Annotated in this window: 10 protein-coding genes and 1 tRNA gene; 8 read left to right on the top strand and 3 right to left on the bottom strand. The window is 66.8% G+C overall.

What is annotated here, in order from left to right:
• Nucleotides 1-93 precede the first annotated feature (93 nt).
• Both ACIBK2_RS42130 and ACIBK2_RS42125 read right to left on the bottom strand, forming a co-directional pair.
• Nucleotides 94-1,503, bottom strand: coding sequence for a lipase family protein (locus ACIBK2_RS42130; RefSeq protein WP_396976183.1), 1,410 nt, complete (start codon nucleotides 1,501-1,503; stop codon nucleotides 94-96).
• An 805-nt stretch (nucleotides 1,504-2,308) separates the two neighbouring features.
• Nucleotides 2,309-2,391: transfer RNA gene (locus ACIBK2_RS42125), tRNA-Leu, on the bottom strand.
• A 227-nt stretch (nucleotides 2,392-2,618) separates the two neighbouring features.
• On the opposite strand from ACIBK2_RS42125, the gene ACIBK2_RS42120 reads away from it, so the two are divergent.
• From ACIBK2_RS42120 to ACIBK2_RS42085, 8 genes are all read left to right on the top strand, one after another.
• Nucleotides 2,619-4,031, top strand: coding sequence for an FhaA domain-containing protein (locus ACIBK2_RS42120; RefSeq protein ID WP_396976181.1), 1,413 nt, complete (start codon nucleotides 2,619-2,621; stop codon nucleotides 4,029-4,031).
• Between the two features lie 205 nt (nucleotides 4,032-4,236).
• Entirely contained in the window at nucleotides 4,237-4,704 is a 468-nt protein-coding gene (locus ACIBK2_RS42115) for an FHA domain-containing protein (RefSeq protein ID WP_014980860.1), read from the top strand.
• Entirely contained in the window at nucleotides 4,701-6,230 is a 1,530-nt protein-coding gene (locus ACIBK2_RS42110; protein WP_396976179.1) for a PP2C family protein-serine/threonine phosphatase, read from the top strand. The genes ACIBK2_RS42115 and ACIBK2_RS42110 overlap by 4 nt, the downstream gene beginning before the upstream one ends.
• Entirely contained in the window at nucleotides 6,230-7,720 is a 1,491-nt protein-coding gene (locus tag ACIBK2_RS42105) for an FtsW/RodA/SpoVE family cell cycle protein (protein WP_396976177.1), read from the top strand. Before ACIBK2_RS42110 ends, ACIBK2_RS42105 begins: the two co-directional genes overlap by 1 nt.
• Nucleotides 7,717-9,186 carry a peptidoglycan D,D-transpeptidase FtsI family protein gene (locus ACIBK2_RS42100; protein WP_396976175.1) on the top strand — a complete coding sequence of 490 codons (1,470 nt, stop codon included), beginning with the start codon at nucleotides 7,717-7,719 and terminating at the stop codon, nucleotides 9,184-9,186. The genes ACIBK2_RS42105 and ACIBK2_RS42100 overlap by 4 nt, the downstream gene beginning before the upstream one ends.
• A 31-nt stretch (nucleotides 9,187-9,217) precedes the next feature.
• Entirely contained in the window at nucleotides 9,218-10,741 is a 1,524-nt protein-coding gene (locus ACIBK2_RS42095; protein ID WP_396976173.1) for a serine/threonine-protein kinase, read from the top strand.
• Nucleotides 10,738-12,642, top strand: a complete 1,905-nt coding sequence (pknB, locus tag ACIBK2_RS42090) for a Stk1 family PASTA domain-containing Ser/Thr kinase (protein WP_396976171.1) — start codon at nucleotides 10,738-10,740, stop codon at nucleotides 12,640-12,642. The genes ACIBK2_RS42095 and pknB overlap by 4 nt, the downstream gene beginning before the upstream one ends.
• A gap of 222 nt (nucleotides 12,643-12,864) precedes the next feature.
• A complete protein-coding gene (locus tag ACIBK2_RS42085; RefSeq protein ID WP_396976169.1) occupies nucleotides 12,865-13,284 on the top strand; it encodes a CBS domain-containing protein in 420 nt (139 codons plus the stop codon).
• Here ACIBK2_RS42085 and ACIBK2_RS42080 read toward each other — a convergent pair.
• The gene (locus ACIBK2_RS42080) at nucleotides 13,281-14,450 is read right to left on the bottom strand and encodes a dihydrofolate reductase family protein (RefSeq protein ID WP_396976167.1); all 1,170 of its coding nucleotides are present in this window, start codon (nucleotides 14,448-14,450) and stop codon (nucleotides 13,281-13,283) included. The genes ACIBK2_RS42085 and ACIBK2_RS42080 overlap by 4 nt on opposite strands.
• Nucleotides 14,451-14,498: the final 48 nt, after the last annotated feature.

Raw genomic sequence — 14,498 nt, 5'->3', positions numbered from 1 at the left:
TGATGTATCCGCATTGCTCGCAATGCGGATTACGGCGCCTGGCCGGGCTTCGTCAGCCTGGCACCGACTACGCCACCCTCACCTGTCGAGCAATTAGGCGGGCTTGGCAGCGGACGCGGTCAGCTCCGGACCGACGATCGACACCCACTCGTTCATCTCCGGGGAATCATCCTTGGCGATTGCCGCGACATCTTGCCTATTGCAGCCGCTGCCGATCGGGACGCCGTCGAACCGCTCCTGGAGCCACTGATACGTTCCCGGCACGGACAAGAAGGCCTGCGAGTAAGACTCGCCGATTTGGATACGCCGGTAGGTGATCGGCCCATCGTTCTGGCAGTAGGTGTCCACCAGACGGTCGGTCGCGTAGGCCGGCATAATCCAGTCACCCATCGACTGGAAGATATAAGTCGGCCGGTCCGGAGTCGCATTTCCCAACTTCACCTGATCCAGGATTTTGCTCGGGATCGGCTCACGCGTCATGTCCGGAGTGTCGAACAGTCCCTTGATGTTCAGAGCAGGAAAGCTGAATACCGACCAACCCTGACACACGTTGCTGTGCACGCTTCGCAGCCCCTGGCCCAGCGGGTTCATGTGCTGGTCGATGTAGGTCTGCAGTTCCGGGTACTCGCGACTCAGGCCGATGATGCCCGCGAACACCGTCCCGGCAACGGCCCCGTTGTTCTGATAGTCGACCAGATCCCGCAGGTCTGACCCGGTGGAGCCGGAAACGGTCCCGACCAGGTTGACGTCCGGCGCGTAGGAGGCACGCTGTTCGGCGGCATGCATCGTCGGCATGGAGCCACCCGAGTCACCCCACAGGCCGACCTTCGTGTCGCGCCCTTGCTTCAGCTCCATCGGCTTGAAGTTTTCCGCGGCCCGGATGCCATCGAGGGTGATCCGGCCGCCCAGCGGGCCTGCGGCGAAGGCGGAGAGCAGGCCTTCGTGGTCGGGGATGGAGACGCCCCAGCCCTTGGTGACCGCGTAGAGGGCCATCGGGAGCATGAAGTTGGGGCCCATCGTGCCCACGTAGTTCGGCGGCAGCGCCAGCATCTGGCTGGTGTACGACGGCGCGCAGTGTGCCGCGACCGCGTCCTCCGGGATCTGCACCGACACCAGGTTCGTCGGGGCCTTACCGCGCGGCTTCATCACCGTGGTCACCGCGGCGATCGGCTCGTCCCGGCTGTTGTTCGAGCGGTACGACAGCTGCCAGGCGTCGACGTCGGGCTGAATGATCGACTGGAACGCGGGATGCACTTCACGGGCGGCAATGATCTCGCCCGGCTGCTTGGCCGCGACCACTTCGCGCGGCGGGTTGAGAAACACCTGATCGTCGGCGGGCATGGCCGGCGGCGTCAGGGCGGGCTGAATCGGGACATAGTCATCCGAGGCGCACGGGCAGGCCGAGGCAAAGCCGATAGCCGCCACTTGAATCACGGCCGCAGCACCCGCGGCCAACATCGTTGCCCGCCCATATCGGCGGTGCCGTGTTTTGAACATGTTCATACCTGATCCTTCAGCTGAGGGAGAGGTGCATGACAAGCCGTAACCGTGAGCAGCGGCACCAAATCCCCGACGAATGCAGGTATTAGCGAAGTGACCACTCCGGTGTGAGCCGCCGCAATCGTAGATGAACATTTGAATAATCCAACGCGAAACGCGAGGAAGACCCAATCTAATTCCCCCACCTCCCCCAACCCCCTTCTGACACAACCCCAATCAACTTCCGCCCGAGACCTTTCCACCCCACCCTCCGGCCCGAAATGTCCGATCCGATAACACCCCCACCCCCGTGAATCAACACCGTTTCAATAATTGAGAACAGCAATGTACACAACTCCGAAATCCCCGAAAAAAACCCCAACTGGGCGGATTCCACACTATGCACACCTTGTGGATATCGATAGTTGTACACAGCTTGTGGATATAACTCCCCCACCCCCACCCCCGAGAAATCAACTCCACCAACCCCAGTCACGAAGCAACCCACGAGTCCCCCTGCCCCTGAAACAGAAACACGCAACCAATCACCCCCGACCACTCCCCGCGACACCCACTACTCCCGTAACCGATACGGCAACCACGGAACTCACGAGACCACCGAACGCACACCCAAGCGAGATCGTCATCCCCCCACCCACCCACACGGCAGCCATCGACCACGCAACCCACACACGGGGTTCCACAGGCATAGGGGGTTCGGGGGGCGAAGCCCCGCCGAGCGGGTGTGGGGCTGCGCCCCACAAAAACAAACGACCGAAACGAGAAAAGCCCACGCTCTGTGTGAGCATGGGCTTCCCCGAGTGAAGGGTGGGCGAAGGGGGACTTGAACCCCCACGTCCCGAAGGACACTGGCACCTGAAGCCAGCGCGTCTGCCATTCCGCCACTCGCCCGAGCGACTCGGAGACAGTATCACGCACCGCGCGTCAGCACGAAATCGCCCGTGTGGGCCTGTGACGCGGGGACTGGACAAGCGCGGGAACCCGCTGATCTCGCCAAGAGTTACAGGTGTGGACGATCGTGGATATCATGCAATGAACGTGCTCGATACGCGACACGCCATACACGTGTGTCGTTGTTACGAATCAGCTGAAGAGACGCTCGCCGAAGGGAGGCCGAGATGGGCATCGTTTCACGGTTCGAGCGTCGTCTCCAGGGCGCCGTCGGTGATGGGTTCGCCAGGGTGTTCGGTGGCAACGTCGTGCCCCAGGAGGTGGAGGCGGCGCTGCAACGCGAGGCCGCCGATCATGTCCAGGAGCTCGACGGCGGACACCTGTTGGCTCCCAACAGTTATGTGATCACTATCAATTCCTCCGATCACCAGCAGTTGGACGCCGATCACGACCTCACCACCCGCGCGTTCGCCAAACACCTGCAGGATTACATCCGCGAGCAAGGCTGGCAGACCTACGGCGAAGTACACGTGGCGTTCGAGGCATCCCCTACGCTGCACACCGGACAGTTCAGGGCAAGCGGCCGGGTCGACCCGGACGTCGGTCGCGGAGCTTCACCAGCTCCAGGCCCTGGACCCACGCCACAACGACCTGCAAACCCGCAACCAGGAGCTGGCCCCATGACGCAGAACTCAGGCTACGACCCGAGCCGTGAGCCCGCGGAGTCCGATCCACGCAACCGCGGGTACGCCCCACCGCCTGCCGGTCGTGGCGGCGCGCAGAACGGCGCGTACCGCGAGGATTACGCGCGTGGCGCGGCGCCCGACGGTCAGCAGGGTTACAGCGAGTACCAGAACGGCTACGACTACCAGCAGGGCGGCCAGGCGTACGGCCAGCCGGGCTATCAGGAGCCGGGCTACGGCCAGCAGCAGGGCTATGCCGATCGCGGCTACGGCCAGCAGGGCTACCAGGAGCCCGCCTACGGCCAGCCGGGTTATCAGGAGCCCGCCTACGGCCAGCCGGGGTACCAGGAGCCTGCCGCCTATGGCCAGCCGGGCTATCAGGAGCCGGGCTACGGCCAGCAGCAGGGCTACGCCCAGCAAGGTTATGGCGATCAGGCGTACGCGGATCCGGCCTACGGCCAGCAAGGCCAGGGCTATGCCCAGCCGGGGTACGGCCAGCAGGGCTACCAGGAGCCCGGTTACGGCGAGCAGACTTACGCGGAGCCGGGTGCCTACGGTCAGGATGACCAGGGTGGTTACGGCCAGGCCTACTCGCAGCAGCCGGGGTACGGCGCGCAGCCGGGCTATGGCGCCGCGCCCGCGTATCCGGCTGCCCCGCAGGCGGGCTCGGGCTACTCGGCGACTCTGCAGCTCGATGACGGCAGCGGCCGCACGTACCAGTTGCGTGAGGGCAGCAACATCATCGGCCGCGGCCAGGACGCGCATTTCCGGCTGCCCGATACCGGCGTCTCGCGCAGGCACATCGAGGTCCGCTGGGACGGGCAGACCGCGATGCTTTCCGATCTGGGTTCCACCAACGGCACGCTGGTCAACGGTTCTCCCGTGCAAGACTGGCAGCTCGCTGACGGGGACGTGATCCGCGCCGGGCACTCCGAGATCCTGATCCGTATCGTCTGATCCCGTAAGCTGCGCGATGCAGGTCACGACTTGGCCATCAAGGATTCGTCGGTCGTATCGTGATCGAATTCGACCTACGGCCCTATGATGCTGCCAACACACGCACGGCACCGGAACCGGGGTCGGCAAGACCAGCATGCTGGTGGGGGTGGTCGAACCGCACCTACGGCACCGACATACACGGTCGAACAGGAGGTGGAACGCCGTGCAGGGACTGATACTGCAACTGACCCGTGCGGGGTTCCTGCTGCTGTTGTGGTTGTTCGTGTGGGCGGTGCTGCGCACCTTGCGCAGCGACATCTACGCGGCATCCGGCATACGGATACAGCCCAGGGCCGCACGCGGTTCCGCGGTGCTGCCCTCCTTCAGCCGGGGCCAGAAGGGCGCCAAATTTCTTGTGGTGACTCAAGGTTCACTCGCCGGCACCCGCATCTCGCTAGGCACCCAACCGGTGCTGATCGGGCGTGCGGACGACTCCACGCTGGTGCTCACCGATGATTACGCCTCGACAAGACATGCGCGATTGTCCCCGCGTGGCGATGATTGGTACGTCGAAGATCTCGGCTCGACGAACGGCACCTACCTCGATCGCGCGAAAGTCACCACTGCCGTGCGGGTTCCGCTCGGCACTCCTGTCCGTGTCGGCAAAACAGTGATCGAGCTGCGATCGTGACTCTCGTTCTCCGCTACGCAGCGCGTAGCGACCGCGGACTTGTCCGAGGCAACAATGAAGACTCTGTCTACGCGGGTGCGCGCTTACTAGCGCTCGCCGACGGGATGGGTGGCCATGCCGCGGGCGAGGTGGCGTCGCAGTTGATGATCGCCGCCCTCGCCCACCTGGACGACGACGAGCCCGGCGACGATCTGCTCGGCAAGCTCGATTCGGCGACCAGGGAGGGCAATGCCGCCATCGCCGATCAGGTCGAGGAGGAGCCCGAGCTCGACGGGATGGGCACCACGCTCACCGCCGTCCTGTTCGCAGGCAAGAAACTCGGCCTGGTGCATATCGGCGATTCCCGCGCGTACATGCTGCGCGGCGGCGAACTGGCCCAGATCACCAGGGACGACACGTTCGTCCAGTCACTGGTCGACGAGGGCCGGATCACGCCGGAGCAGGCGCATACGCACCCGCAGCGCTCGCTGATCATGCGCGCGCTCACCGGCAACGAGATCGAGCCGACGCTGATCATGCGCGAGGCGCGGGCCGGGGATCGTTATCTGCTGTGCTCGGACGGCCTGTCCGACGTGGTGAGCGATGAGACCATCGCGAACACCATGCGCGAGGGCAGCACCGACGAATGCGCCGACCGGCTCATCGAACTCGCGTTGCGCAGCGGCGGTCCGGACAATGTCACGGTCGTCGTCGCCGATGTCATCGATCTCGATTACGGCCAGAGCCATCCGATCGTGGCCGGTGCCGCGTCCGGGGTGGACGAGGACACGCCGCCGCCGAATACCGCGGCCGGACGCGCGGCAGCCATGCGGCCGCCGCGGGCCGCGCCGCGCCGGGCCGCCGCGGCACCGGAGCCGGAACCGAAGGGCAAGGCGCGCAAGCTGCGCTGGATCGTGCTGGCGTTCGCGCTGGTGATCGCCGTCGGGGTCGGACTGCTGGTCGGCTACAAGATGATTCGCAGCAACTACTACGTCGGGGCCGACAACGGCTCGGTGGTGATCCTGCGCGGGCTACCCGGCTCGGTGCTCGGGTATTCGATCCACGACGTGAATCTGGTCGGCTGCGTCACCAAGACCGGGGAGCTCTCCCTGGTCGACCCCGGCGCCGATATGCCGTCGTCCTGCAAGCAGCTGAAGGTCACCGACCTCAAGCAGACCGGACGCGAGCAGGTCGGCAAGGGCCTGCCGCCCGGTTCGCTGGATCGGGCCAAGGAGCAGATGCGCTCCATCGCGCAGGGCGAACTGCTGCCGCCGTGCCCGGCGAAGACGTCGGTGCCGCAGCCCGGCGTCCTGCCGACGCCGGTCCCGATCCCGTTCCCGGAGTTGTCACCGCCCGCGCCGCCTGCCCCGCCCGCACCGAGTACCGCGGTCACCCCGACCCCCGAACCGGCGCCGCCCGCGCCGGGCACCGGTGACGCACGGGGCACCGAGATCAAGACGCCGACGAAGTCGGAGGCCCCGGTTCCGTCGTCGTCCGCGTCGCCGAACCCCCAGATCGCGGGGGAGAACTGCCGGGTGACGGACTGATGTCCGCGCCGGCACCGCCGTCCGCTGGGGCTTTTCCCAGTCCTCCCGGCGGCTTCGCTCCCGCGCCACCGCCGAGTACCCGACGCAATATCGAACTGCTGTTGCTGGCCGGTGCCGCGGTGATCACGACGGTCTCGCTGTTCCTGGTCGAGGCCAGTCAAGAGCAGTCGATCACCTGGGACATCGCCAAGTACGGGCTGGCCTTCCTCGCCTTGTTCGGGGCGGCGCATCTCGCGGTGCGCCGGTTCGCGCCGTTCGCCGATCCGCTGTTGCTGCCGATCGTCGCGGTGCTCAACGGACTCGGGCTGGTGCTGATCCACCGGCTCGACCTGGCCGATCAGCAGGAAGCGATCTACAACGCGTTGCCGGTGCCCTCCCCCGACGCCAACCAGCAGATCCTGTGGACCGCGCTCGGCATGGTGGTGTTCGTCGTGCTGCTGATCGTGTTGCGGGATTACCGGACGCTGGCCCGCTACGGCTACACCCTCGGCCTGGTCGGGTTGCTCGCGCTGGCCCTGCCCGCGGCCCTGCCCGCCCGATTCTCCGAGATCAACGGCTCGAAGAACTGGATCAAGATCACCGGATTCAGCATCCAGCCCGCGGAATTCGCGAAGATCCTGCTGATCATCTTCTTCGCCTCGGTCTTGGTGGCCAAGCGTGACCTGTTCACCGCCGCCGGGCGGCACCTGCTCGGCATGGAGTTCCCGCGCGGGCGCGACCTCGGCCCGATCGTGGTGGTCTGGATCGTCTGCGTCGGCGTGCTCGTCTTCGAGAAGGACCTCGGCACCTCGCTGTTGATCTTCAGCACGGTGCTGGTGATGCTCTACATCGCCACCGAGCGGGTGGGCTGGCTGATCATCGGCGGCGCGCTGCTCACCCTCGGATTCTTCTTCGCCTACCAGACTTTCAGCCACGTCAAGGTGCGCACCCAGGTCTGGTTGCACCCGTTCGACGACTACAACAACACCGGCTACCAGATCTCCCAGTCGCTGTTCGGGCTCGCCACCGGCGGGCTGGCCGGTACCGGGCTCGGCGGCGGCAGGCCCAACAAGGTGCCCTTCGCCAAGACCGACTTCATCATCACCACGATCGGCGAGGAGCTCGGCCTGATCGGGCTCACCGCGGTGCTGGTGCTGTTCCTGGTGTTCATCGTGCGCGGCCTGCGCACCGCGCTCGCCGTGCGGGACAGCTTCGGCAAGCTGCTGGCGGCGGGCCTGGCGTTCACCGTCGCGATCCAGCTGTTCGTCGTGGTCGGCGGTGTCACCAAGCTGATCCCGCTGACCGGTCTCACCACGCCGTTCATGTCCTACGGTGGTTCGTCGCTGCTGGCCAACTACGCGTTGCTCGCGTTGCTGATCAAAGTCTCGGACGCGGCGCGTGCGCCGGCACCGGCCCGCAAGGCCGTGCCTGCGGCGCCGATCGCGGAAATGACCACCGAGCTGTTGCGCAAGCCCGAAGCGGGCCGACCGGAAGCGGGGCCCGTGACGTGAACACTCCGCTACGCCGGGTCGCCATCGCCGTGATGGTGATGATCGTCGCGCTGCTGCTCAACGCCACCTACGTGCAGGTGATCAAGGCCGACGACTACCGCGCCGACCCGCGCAACTCCCGGGTGCTGCTCGACGAGTACTCCCGCCAGCGCGGCCAGATCTCCGCGGGCGGCACCGTGCTGGCCAACTCGGTCGCCACCGAAGACCGCTACAAGTACCTGCGCACCTACCCGAGCTCCCCCGAGGCCTACGCGCCCGCCACCGGCTTCTACTCGATGCAGTACCGCACAACGGGTTTGGAGCGGGCCGAGGATTCGGTGCTCAACGGCTCCGACAGCCATCTGTTCGGGCAGCGGCTCATCGACATGGTGTCCGGGCGCGACCCGCGCGGCGGCAACGTGCTCACCTCCCTCGACCCGGCCATGCAGCAGGTCGCCTACGACCAGCTGACCAGCAAGCACTTCACCGGCTCGGTGGTCGCGATCGAGCCGAGCACCGGCCGGATCCTCACCATGGTGTCCACCCCGAGCTACGACCCGAACCAGCTGTCCAGTCATGACGGCGCGCTCGGCACCAAGACCTGGGAGGACCTGAACGCGGACCCGCGCCAGCCGATGCTGAATCGGGCTGTCTCGCAGACCTATCCGCCCGGTTCCACGTTCAAGGTGGTGCTCACCGCGGCCGCGCTGGCGAACAACATCGCGACGCCGGACGATCAATTCACCGCGGCGCCGAACATCACGCTGCCGGGCACCAGCACCACGCTGGAGAACTACGGCGGCTCCACCTGTGGCTCGGGCCAGACCGCCTCGCTGACCGACGCGTTCCGTCTTTCCTGCAACACCGCGTTCGCCGAACTCGGCGTCAAGGTCGGCGCCGCGAAACTGAAGGACCAGGCCGCCGCGTTCGGCATCGGCGAGAACCGGTCCATCCCGATTCCGGTCGCGGAGAGCACCGTCGGCACCATCCCGGACAACGCCGCGATGGCCCAGAGCGCCATCGGGCAGCGGGATGTGGCGCTGACTCCGCTGGACAACGCGGTGATCGCGGCGACCGTGGCCAACGGCGGCGTCCGGATGGAGCCGCACCTGATCGACCAACTGCAAGGGCCCGACCTCAGTGAATTGTCCAAGACCAAGCCGGTCTCGCTCGGCCAAGCGTTCAATGCCCAGGTAGCGTCACAGCTGACGAATCTGATGATCGCGTCGGAGAACAACACCACCGGTGGCCAGTCCTCCGCCCGCTATCAGATCGCGTCCAAGACCGGCACCGCCGAGCACGGCAGCGATCCACGCAATACCCCTCCGCACGCCTGGTACATCGCCTTCGCGCCCGCGCAGAATCCGAAGATCGCCATCGCGGTGATCGTGGAGAACGGCGGCGACCGGGCACTCGGCGCGACCGGCGGCAAGGTGGCCGCGCCGATCGCGCGTGCGGTCTTGGACGCCGGTCTGCGAGGCGGCTGAACGATATGGATGTGCGAGTGAAGGTACGGGGATGCTGAACAACGGTGCGATGATCGCCGACCGCTACCGCCTGCAACGCCTGATCGCAACCGGCGGCATGGGCCAGGTCTGGGAGGCGCTGGACACCCGGCTCGATCGCCGGGTGGCCGTCAAGGTGCTCAAATCGGAGTTCTCCGCCGACCCGACGTTCCGGCATCGGTTCCGTACCGAGGCCAGGACCACCGCCCAGCTGAACCACCCTGGGATCGCCGGGATCTACGACTACGGCGAGACCACCGACCCGCAGGGCAGCGAAACCGCCTATCTGGTCATGGAACTGGTCCAGGGCGAGCCGCTGAACACGGTGCTGAACCGGCTCGGCAGGCTCTCCGTCGGCCAGGGTCTCGACATGCTCGAGCAGACCGGCCGGGCGCTGGACGTGGCGCATCGGGCCGGTGTGGTGCACCGCGACGTGAAGCCGGGCAACATCCTGGTGACGCCGACCGGTCAGGTGAAGATCACCGACTTCGGCATCGCCAAGGCCGTGGACGCCTCGCCGGTGACCAAGACCGGCATGGTGATGGGCACCGCGCAGTACATCGCGCCGGAGCAGGCGGTCGGCGAGGACGCCACCGCCGCCAGCGACGTGTACTCGCTCGGCGTGGTCGGCTACGAGGCGCTGGCCGGTACCCGGCCGTTCAGTGGCGACGGCGCGATCACCGTCGCGATGAAGCATGTCCGCGAGACGCCGCCGCCGATGCCGGGCGATCTGCCCGCCAACGTGCGCGAGCTGATCGAAATCACCATGGGCAAGGATCCGAAGGGGCGCTACTCGCGCGGCGGCGAATTCGCCGACGCGGTGGCCGCCGTGCGCGCGGGCCGCAGGCCACCGACGCCGACCGGGGCCAACCCGTCGCTGTCGATGACCGGCGCCACCCGGGTGCTGCCGCCCGGACCGACCGTCGCGATTCCTTCCACGCCAACGGATTTCGACGGCGCGACAGTGCACTACGCCGCGCCCGCCGGCGCGGCACTCGGCGCCGCGGGCTACGCCAACGGCGCCGGGGCTCCGGCGACGATGCTCAACTCCGGCACCGGCGGAAACCAGGTGGCGCCGGGTAATGGCCAGCGCTTCACCACAACTCAGAAGTGGATGGTCGCGCTCGGCGCCGGTGCGGTGCTGCTGCTCGCGGCCGTGCTCTACCTGATGTTCGGCGGCGACACGAACCCCGATACGAAGGTCCCACCTACCACCTCGTCCACGCCGGCGCCCAAACCGCCCCCGCCGCCGGTGACCAGCGTAACGACGCCCAAACCTGTTCCACCGCCGGTGGTGACCACCACCGAAGCGCCGACCACGACGCCCGAACCGACAACGACGACGCCAGAGCCGACGACGACCACACCGCCGCCGAGCACGACGACGCCGCCGAAGACCACGAAGCCGACGACGACTCCGCCCACCACCCTGCCCCGAATCCCCACCATCGACATACCATTTCCGGGGAACCCCGGTGCCCGGAACCCCGCGGCCACCCCGAGCGCGCCAAATAACTCTTCGCAAGGACAACAATGACGACCCCGAAGAATCTCTCCTCCCGCTATGAGCTGGGCGAGATCATCGGGTTCGGCGGCATGTCCGAGGTGCACAAGGCGCGGGATCTGCGGCTCAGCCGGGACGTGGCGATCAAGGTGCTGCGGGCCGACCTGGCCCGCGATCCCACCTTCTATCTGAGATTCAAGCGCGAGGCACAGAACGCCGCCGCGCTGAATCATCCGGCCATCGTCGCGGTGTACGACACCGGCGAGGCCAAGGTCGACGACGGGCCGTTGCCCTACATCGTGATGGAGTACGTCGAGGGCGACACGCTGCGCGATATCGTGCGCGGCCAGGGTCCGCTGCCGCCCCGCCGGGCCATGGAAGTCGTCGCGGATGTCTGTGCCGCACTGGATTTCAGCCACAAGGCCGGGATCGTGCACCGCGACATGAAGCCCGCCAACATCATGATCAACCGGGCCGGCGCGGTGAAGGTGATGGACTTCGGCATCGCCCGCGCGATCGCCGACGCCGCCAACCCGATGACGCAGACCGCGGCGGTGATCGGTACCGCGCAATACCTTTCGCCCGAGCAGGCGCGTGGCGAGACGGTCGACGCCAGGTCCGACGTGTACTCCGTCGGCTGTGTGCTGTTCGAAATCCTCACCGGCGAGCCGCCTTTCACCGGTGACTCGCCGGTCGCGGTGGCCTACCAGCACGTCAGGGAGGATCCGCGGCTGCCGTCGCACGTGCATCCCGGCATACCGCGCGAGCTCGACTCGGTGATCCTCAAGGCGATGAGCAAGAACCCGGCCAACCGCTATCAGAGCGCGGCCGAGATGCGCGCCGACCTGATCCGGGTGCTCGGCGGCCAGAAGCCGATCGCCCCGATGGTGATGACGGACGAGGACCGCACCACCGTCTTCGGCTCCAACGAGCCAGCGCCGCGCAGTTACCGCACCGTCGAGCGCGACGACGACACCGCCGAGCAGGGCCCACCGGAGACCAGCGGCCCACGCCGCACCCTCTACATCGGCATTGCCGCGGCCGCCGGTGTCGCCGTGCTGCTCGCCCTGTTCTGGGTGCTGATCGGACCCGGGAGCAAGCCGGATCAGGTTGCCGTGCCCGATCTTTCGGGCAAGACGTCGCAGCAGGCGACGGACGAGTTGCAGCGGGCGGGCTTCAAGGTCGCCATCCAGCAGAAGCCGGACAGCAAGATCGAAACCGGCAAGGTCATCTCCACCGCGCCGCTCGGCGGTTCCCGACAGGACAAGGGCAGCACCATCACGCTGCAGGTGTCCACCGGTCCCGCGCAGGTTCAGGTGCCCAAGCTCGACGGGATGAGCCAGCAGGAAGCCGAAGTGGCGTTGCGCAACAGCAACCTGAAGATCGATCAGCAGGTGCAGAAGAAGCCGTCCAGCACGCAGGACACCGACAAGGTCATCGGACAGGATCCGTCGGCGGGCTCCAGGGTCGACGTCGACAAGGCCATTGTGATCACCCTCGGCTCCGGTCCGGAGTCGGTCCGGGTGCCGAACGTGATCGGGCAGGACATCGACGTCGCCAAGCCGAACCTGGTGGACAGCGCCGGCTTCAAGATCCAGATCCAAGAGGTGCCGTCGTCCCGGCCCAAGGGCGAGGTGCTCTCGACCAGCCCTGCGGGCGGCATGAACGCGGAGAAGGGCTCGACGGTCACCGTTCAGGTGTCCAGCGACCAGATCAAGATGCCGTCGCTGGTCGGGCTCACTGTCGCGCAGGCGGTGGACAAGCTGCGCACGGAGGGTTGGACCGGCACGCAGAGCCAGATCAGCCAGTCGCCGCAGGGCACGTTCGATACCAGCAGTGTCGGCCGAATCCTCAGTCAGCAGCCGTCCGCCAGCGGTTCGATCCCGAAGAACGGGACCGTGGCCGTCGGCGTCGGCGTCCTCGGTCCGCCGTGACTCCCCCGCCTCTCCGCGTATTCAGGCCAGATCTAGGTGCGGCGGAAGTGGCGTTGGCGGCTGACGGTTGCGTCGTTGGTTTCGGTAGCCCGTGCCCGGTGAGTTACCCATGTTCTTGCCAGATCAGTTGGCTCAAAACACCGACCGGTCGGTGTGATTAGCGGCAGAATTGGGCTTGCTCCATCCGGATCAGCAGTGCTGACTAGCGAGGAGGAAGCCTTAATGACAACCGCCAGGGACATCATGAAACCCGGTGCGCAGTGGATCTCCAAGGAGGAGACCGTCGGGAAAGCGGCCAGGGTGATGGCCGAACTCGGCGTGGGATCGCTCGTCATCGCCGACGACAACGATCGGATGTGCGGGATCATCACCGATCGGGACATCGTCGTGAAATGCATTGCGCAGGGCCGTTCCCCGGCCACCACGCGCGCCGCCGAGCTGTGCGAGTCGACGCCGCGCTGGGTCGACGCCGATGCCGATGTCGAGGATGTACTCGACGCGATGGAGATGCACCGGATCAAGCGGATGCCGGTGATCGACAACAAGCGCCTCATCGGCATGATCAGCGAGTCCGACCTGGCCAGGCACCTCGACGACAACCAGCTCGGCGAGTTCGTCACCGCGCTCTACGGTCGGCCCTAGGACAGCTCGAGGTGGCGGTTCATCGCCATCGCCGCAGCCGCCAACTCGGCCAGCTCGACCACCTCGACGCCCTGCTCCCGTAGCTTTTCCACGCCGACGCAGTTGGTCACGAAGGTCGCGGGCTCGCGCCAGGCGAGGACCACCCGGGGAATCCCCGCCCGCAGGATCCGGTCGGTGCACGGCAGCCGGGTCGCCGTGGCGCGCTGCGAGCATGGTTCGAGGGTGGTGTAGATCGTCGCCCGAGCGAGGCGTGGATCGTCCGCGTCGAGCTTGTTCAGCGCGGACTCCTCGGCGTGCACCTTCGCGTCGGTCTCGCGCGAGTATCCGGTGGCGATCTCCACACCGTCGGCCACGATCACCGCGCCGACGGAGAAGGCTGTCTCACTCGGTGGGCAGAGTCGCGCGAGTTCGATAGCGCGTCGCATGAAGTCCTGGTCTGTCATGCGTGCTGACTTCGGGAAGTAGTGCAGGACAGCGATGTCACCGACCTGACTGACGTCGGCCAGTTGCATGCGGCGGTGCGGGGCACCGGGAAAGCTTGCGGCATCGAGGAATCGGGGCGCTGCCGGGTCGCCGACCAGCAGGGGCGCGACGGCCAGATGCAGTTCGTCCGCGAGGTCGGCGGCCAGGAAGGCGGTGTGGATGCGGGTGCCGCCCTCGACCATGAGGCGCGCGATGCCGCGGCGGCCCAGCTCGTCCAGCAGCACGCCGAAGTCGAGTTCGGTTCCGAGCGAGACGACTTCGGCGAGGCCGGACAGGCTGTCGGCGAGCCGCTTTGCGCCCGCGTCGGTCGTATAGACGAGCTTGTCGCCGCCGTGATGCCAGAACCGCAGCTCCGGATCCAGCTCACCGCCGGCCGTCACCGTGATCTTCAGCGGAAACTCCGGCTTACCCGCGGCAATCCGCGCCGCCCGACGCTCAGCACTGTCGACCAGCAGCCGGGGGTTGTCGCGGCGCAGTGTCTCGGCCCCGATCAAGATCGCATCGGAATCCGCGCGCACCTGATCGACGCGATCGAAATCCGCCGCATCCGACAGTCGCAGCCGGTCGCCGGTCGCGTCATCGATATACCCGTCGACACTCACCGCGACCGACAGCAGCACATGCGGACGAGTCACGCCGTGCTCCGGGGAGCCGACATCGCCGCCTTGCTCGCTGTTACTCACAGCCGCAACCGCCCACAACGGCCACGCGTTGATGGCTCGTTCGCCATG

It is taken from the genome of Nocardia sp. NPDC050175, assembly GCF_044459885.1.
GTDB lineage: Bacteria > Actinomycetota > Actinomycetes > Mycobacteriales > Mycobacteriaceae > Nocardia.
The sequence above is the reverse complement of the archived record's forward strand: the minus strand, read 5'-3'. Positions and strand labels throughout refer to the sequence as shown.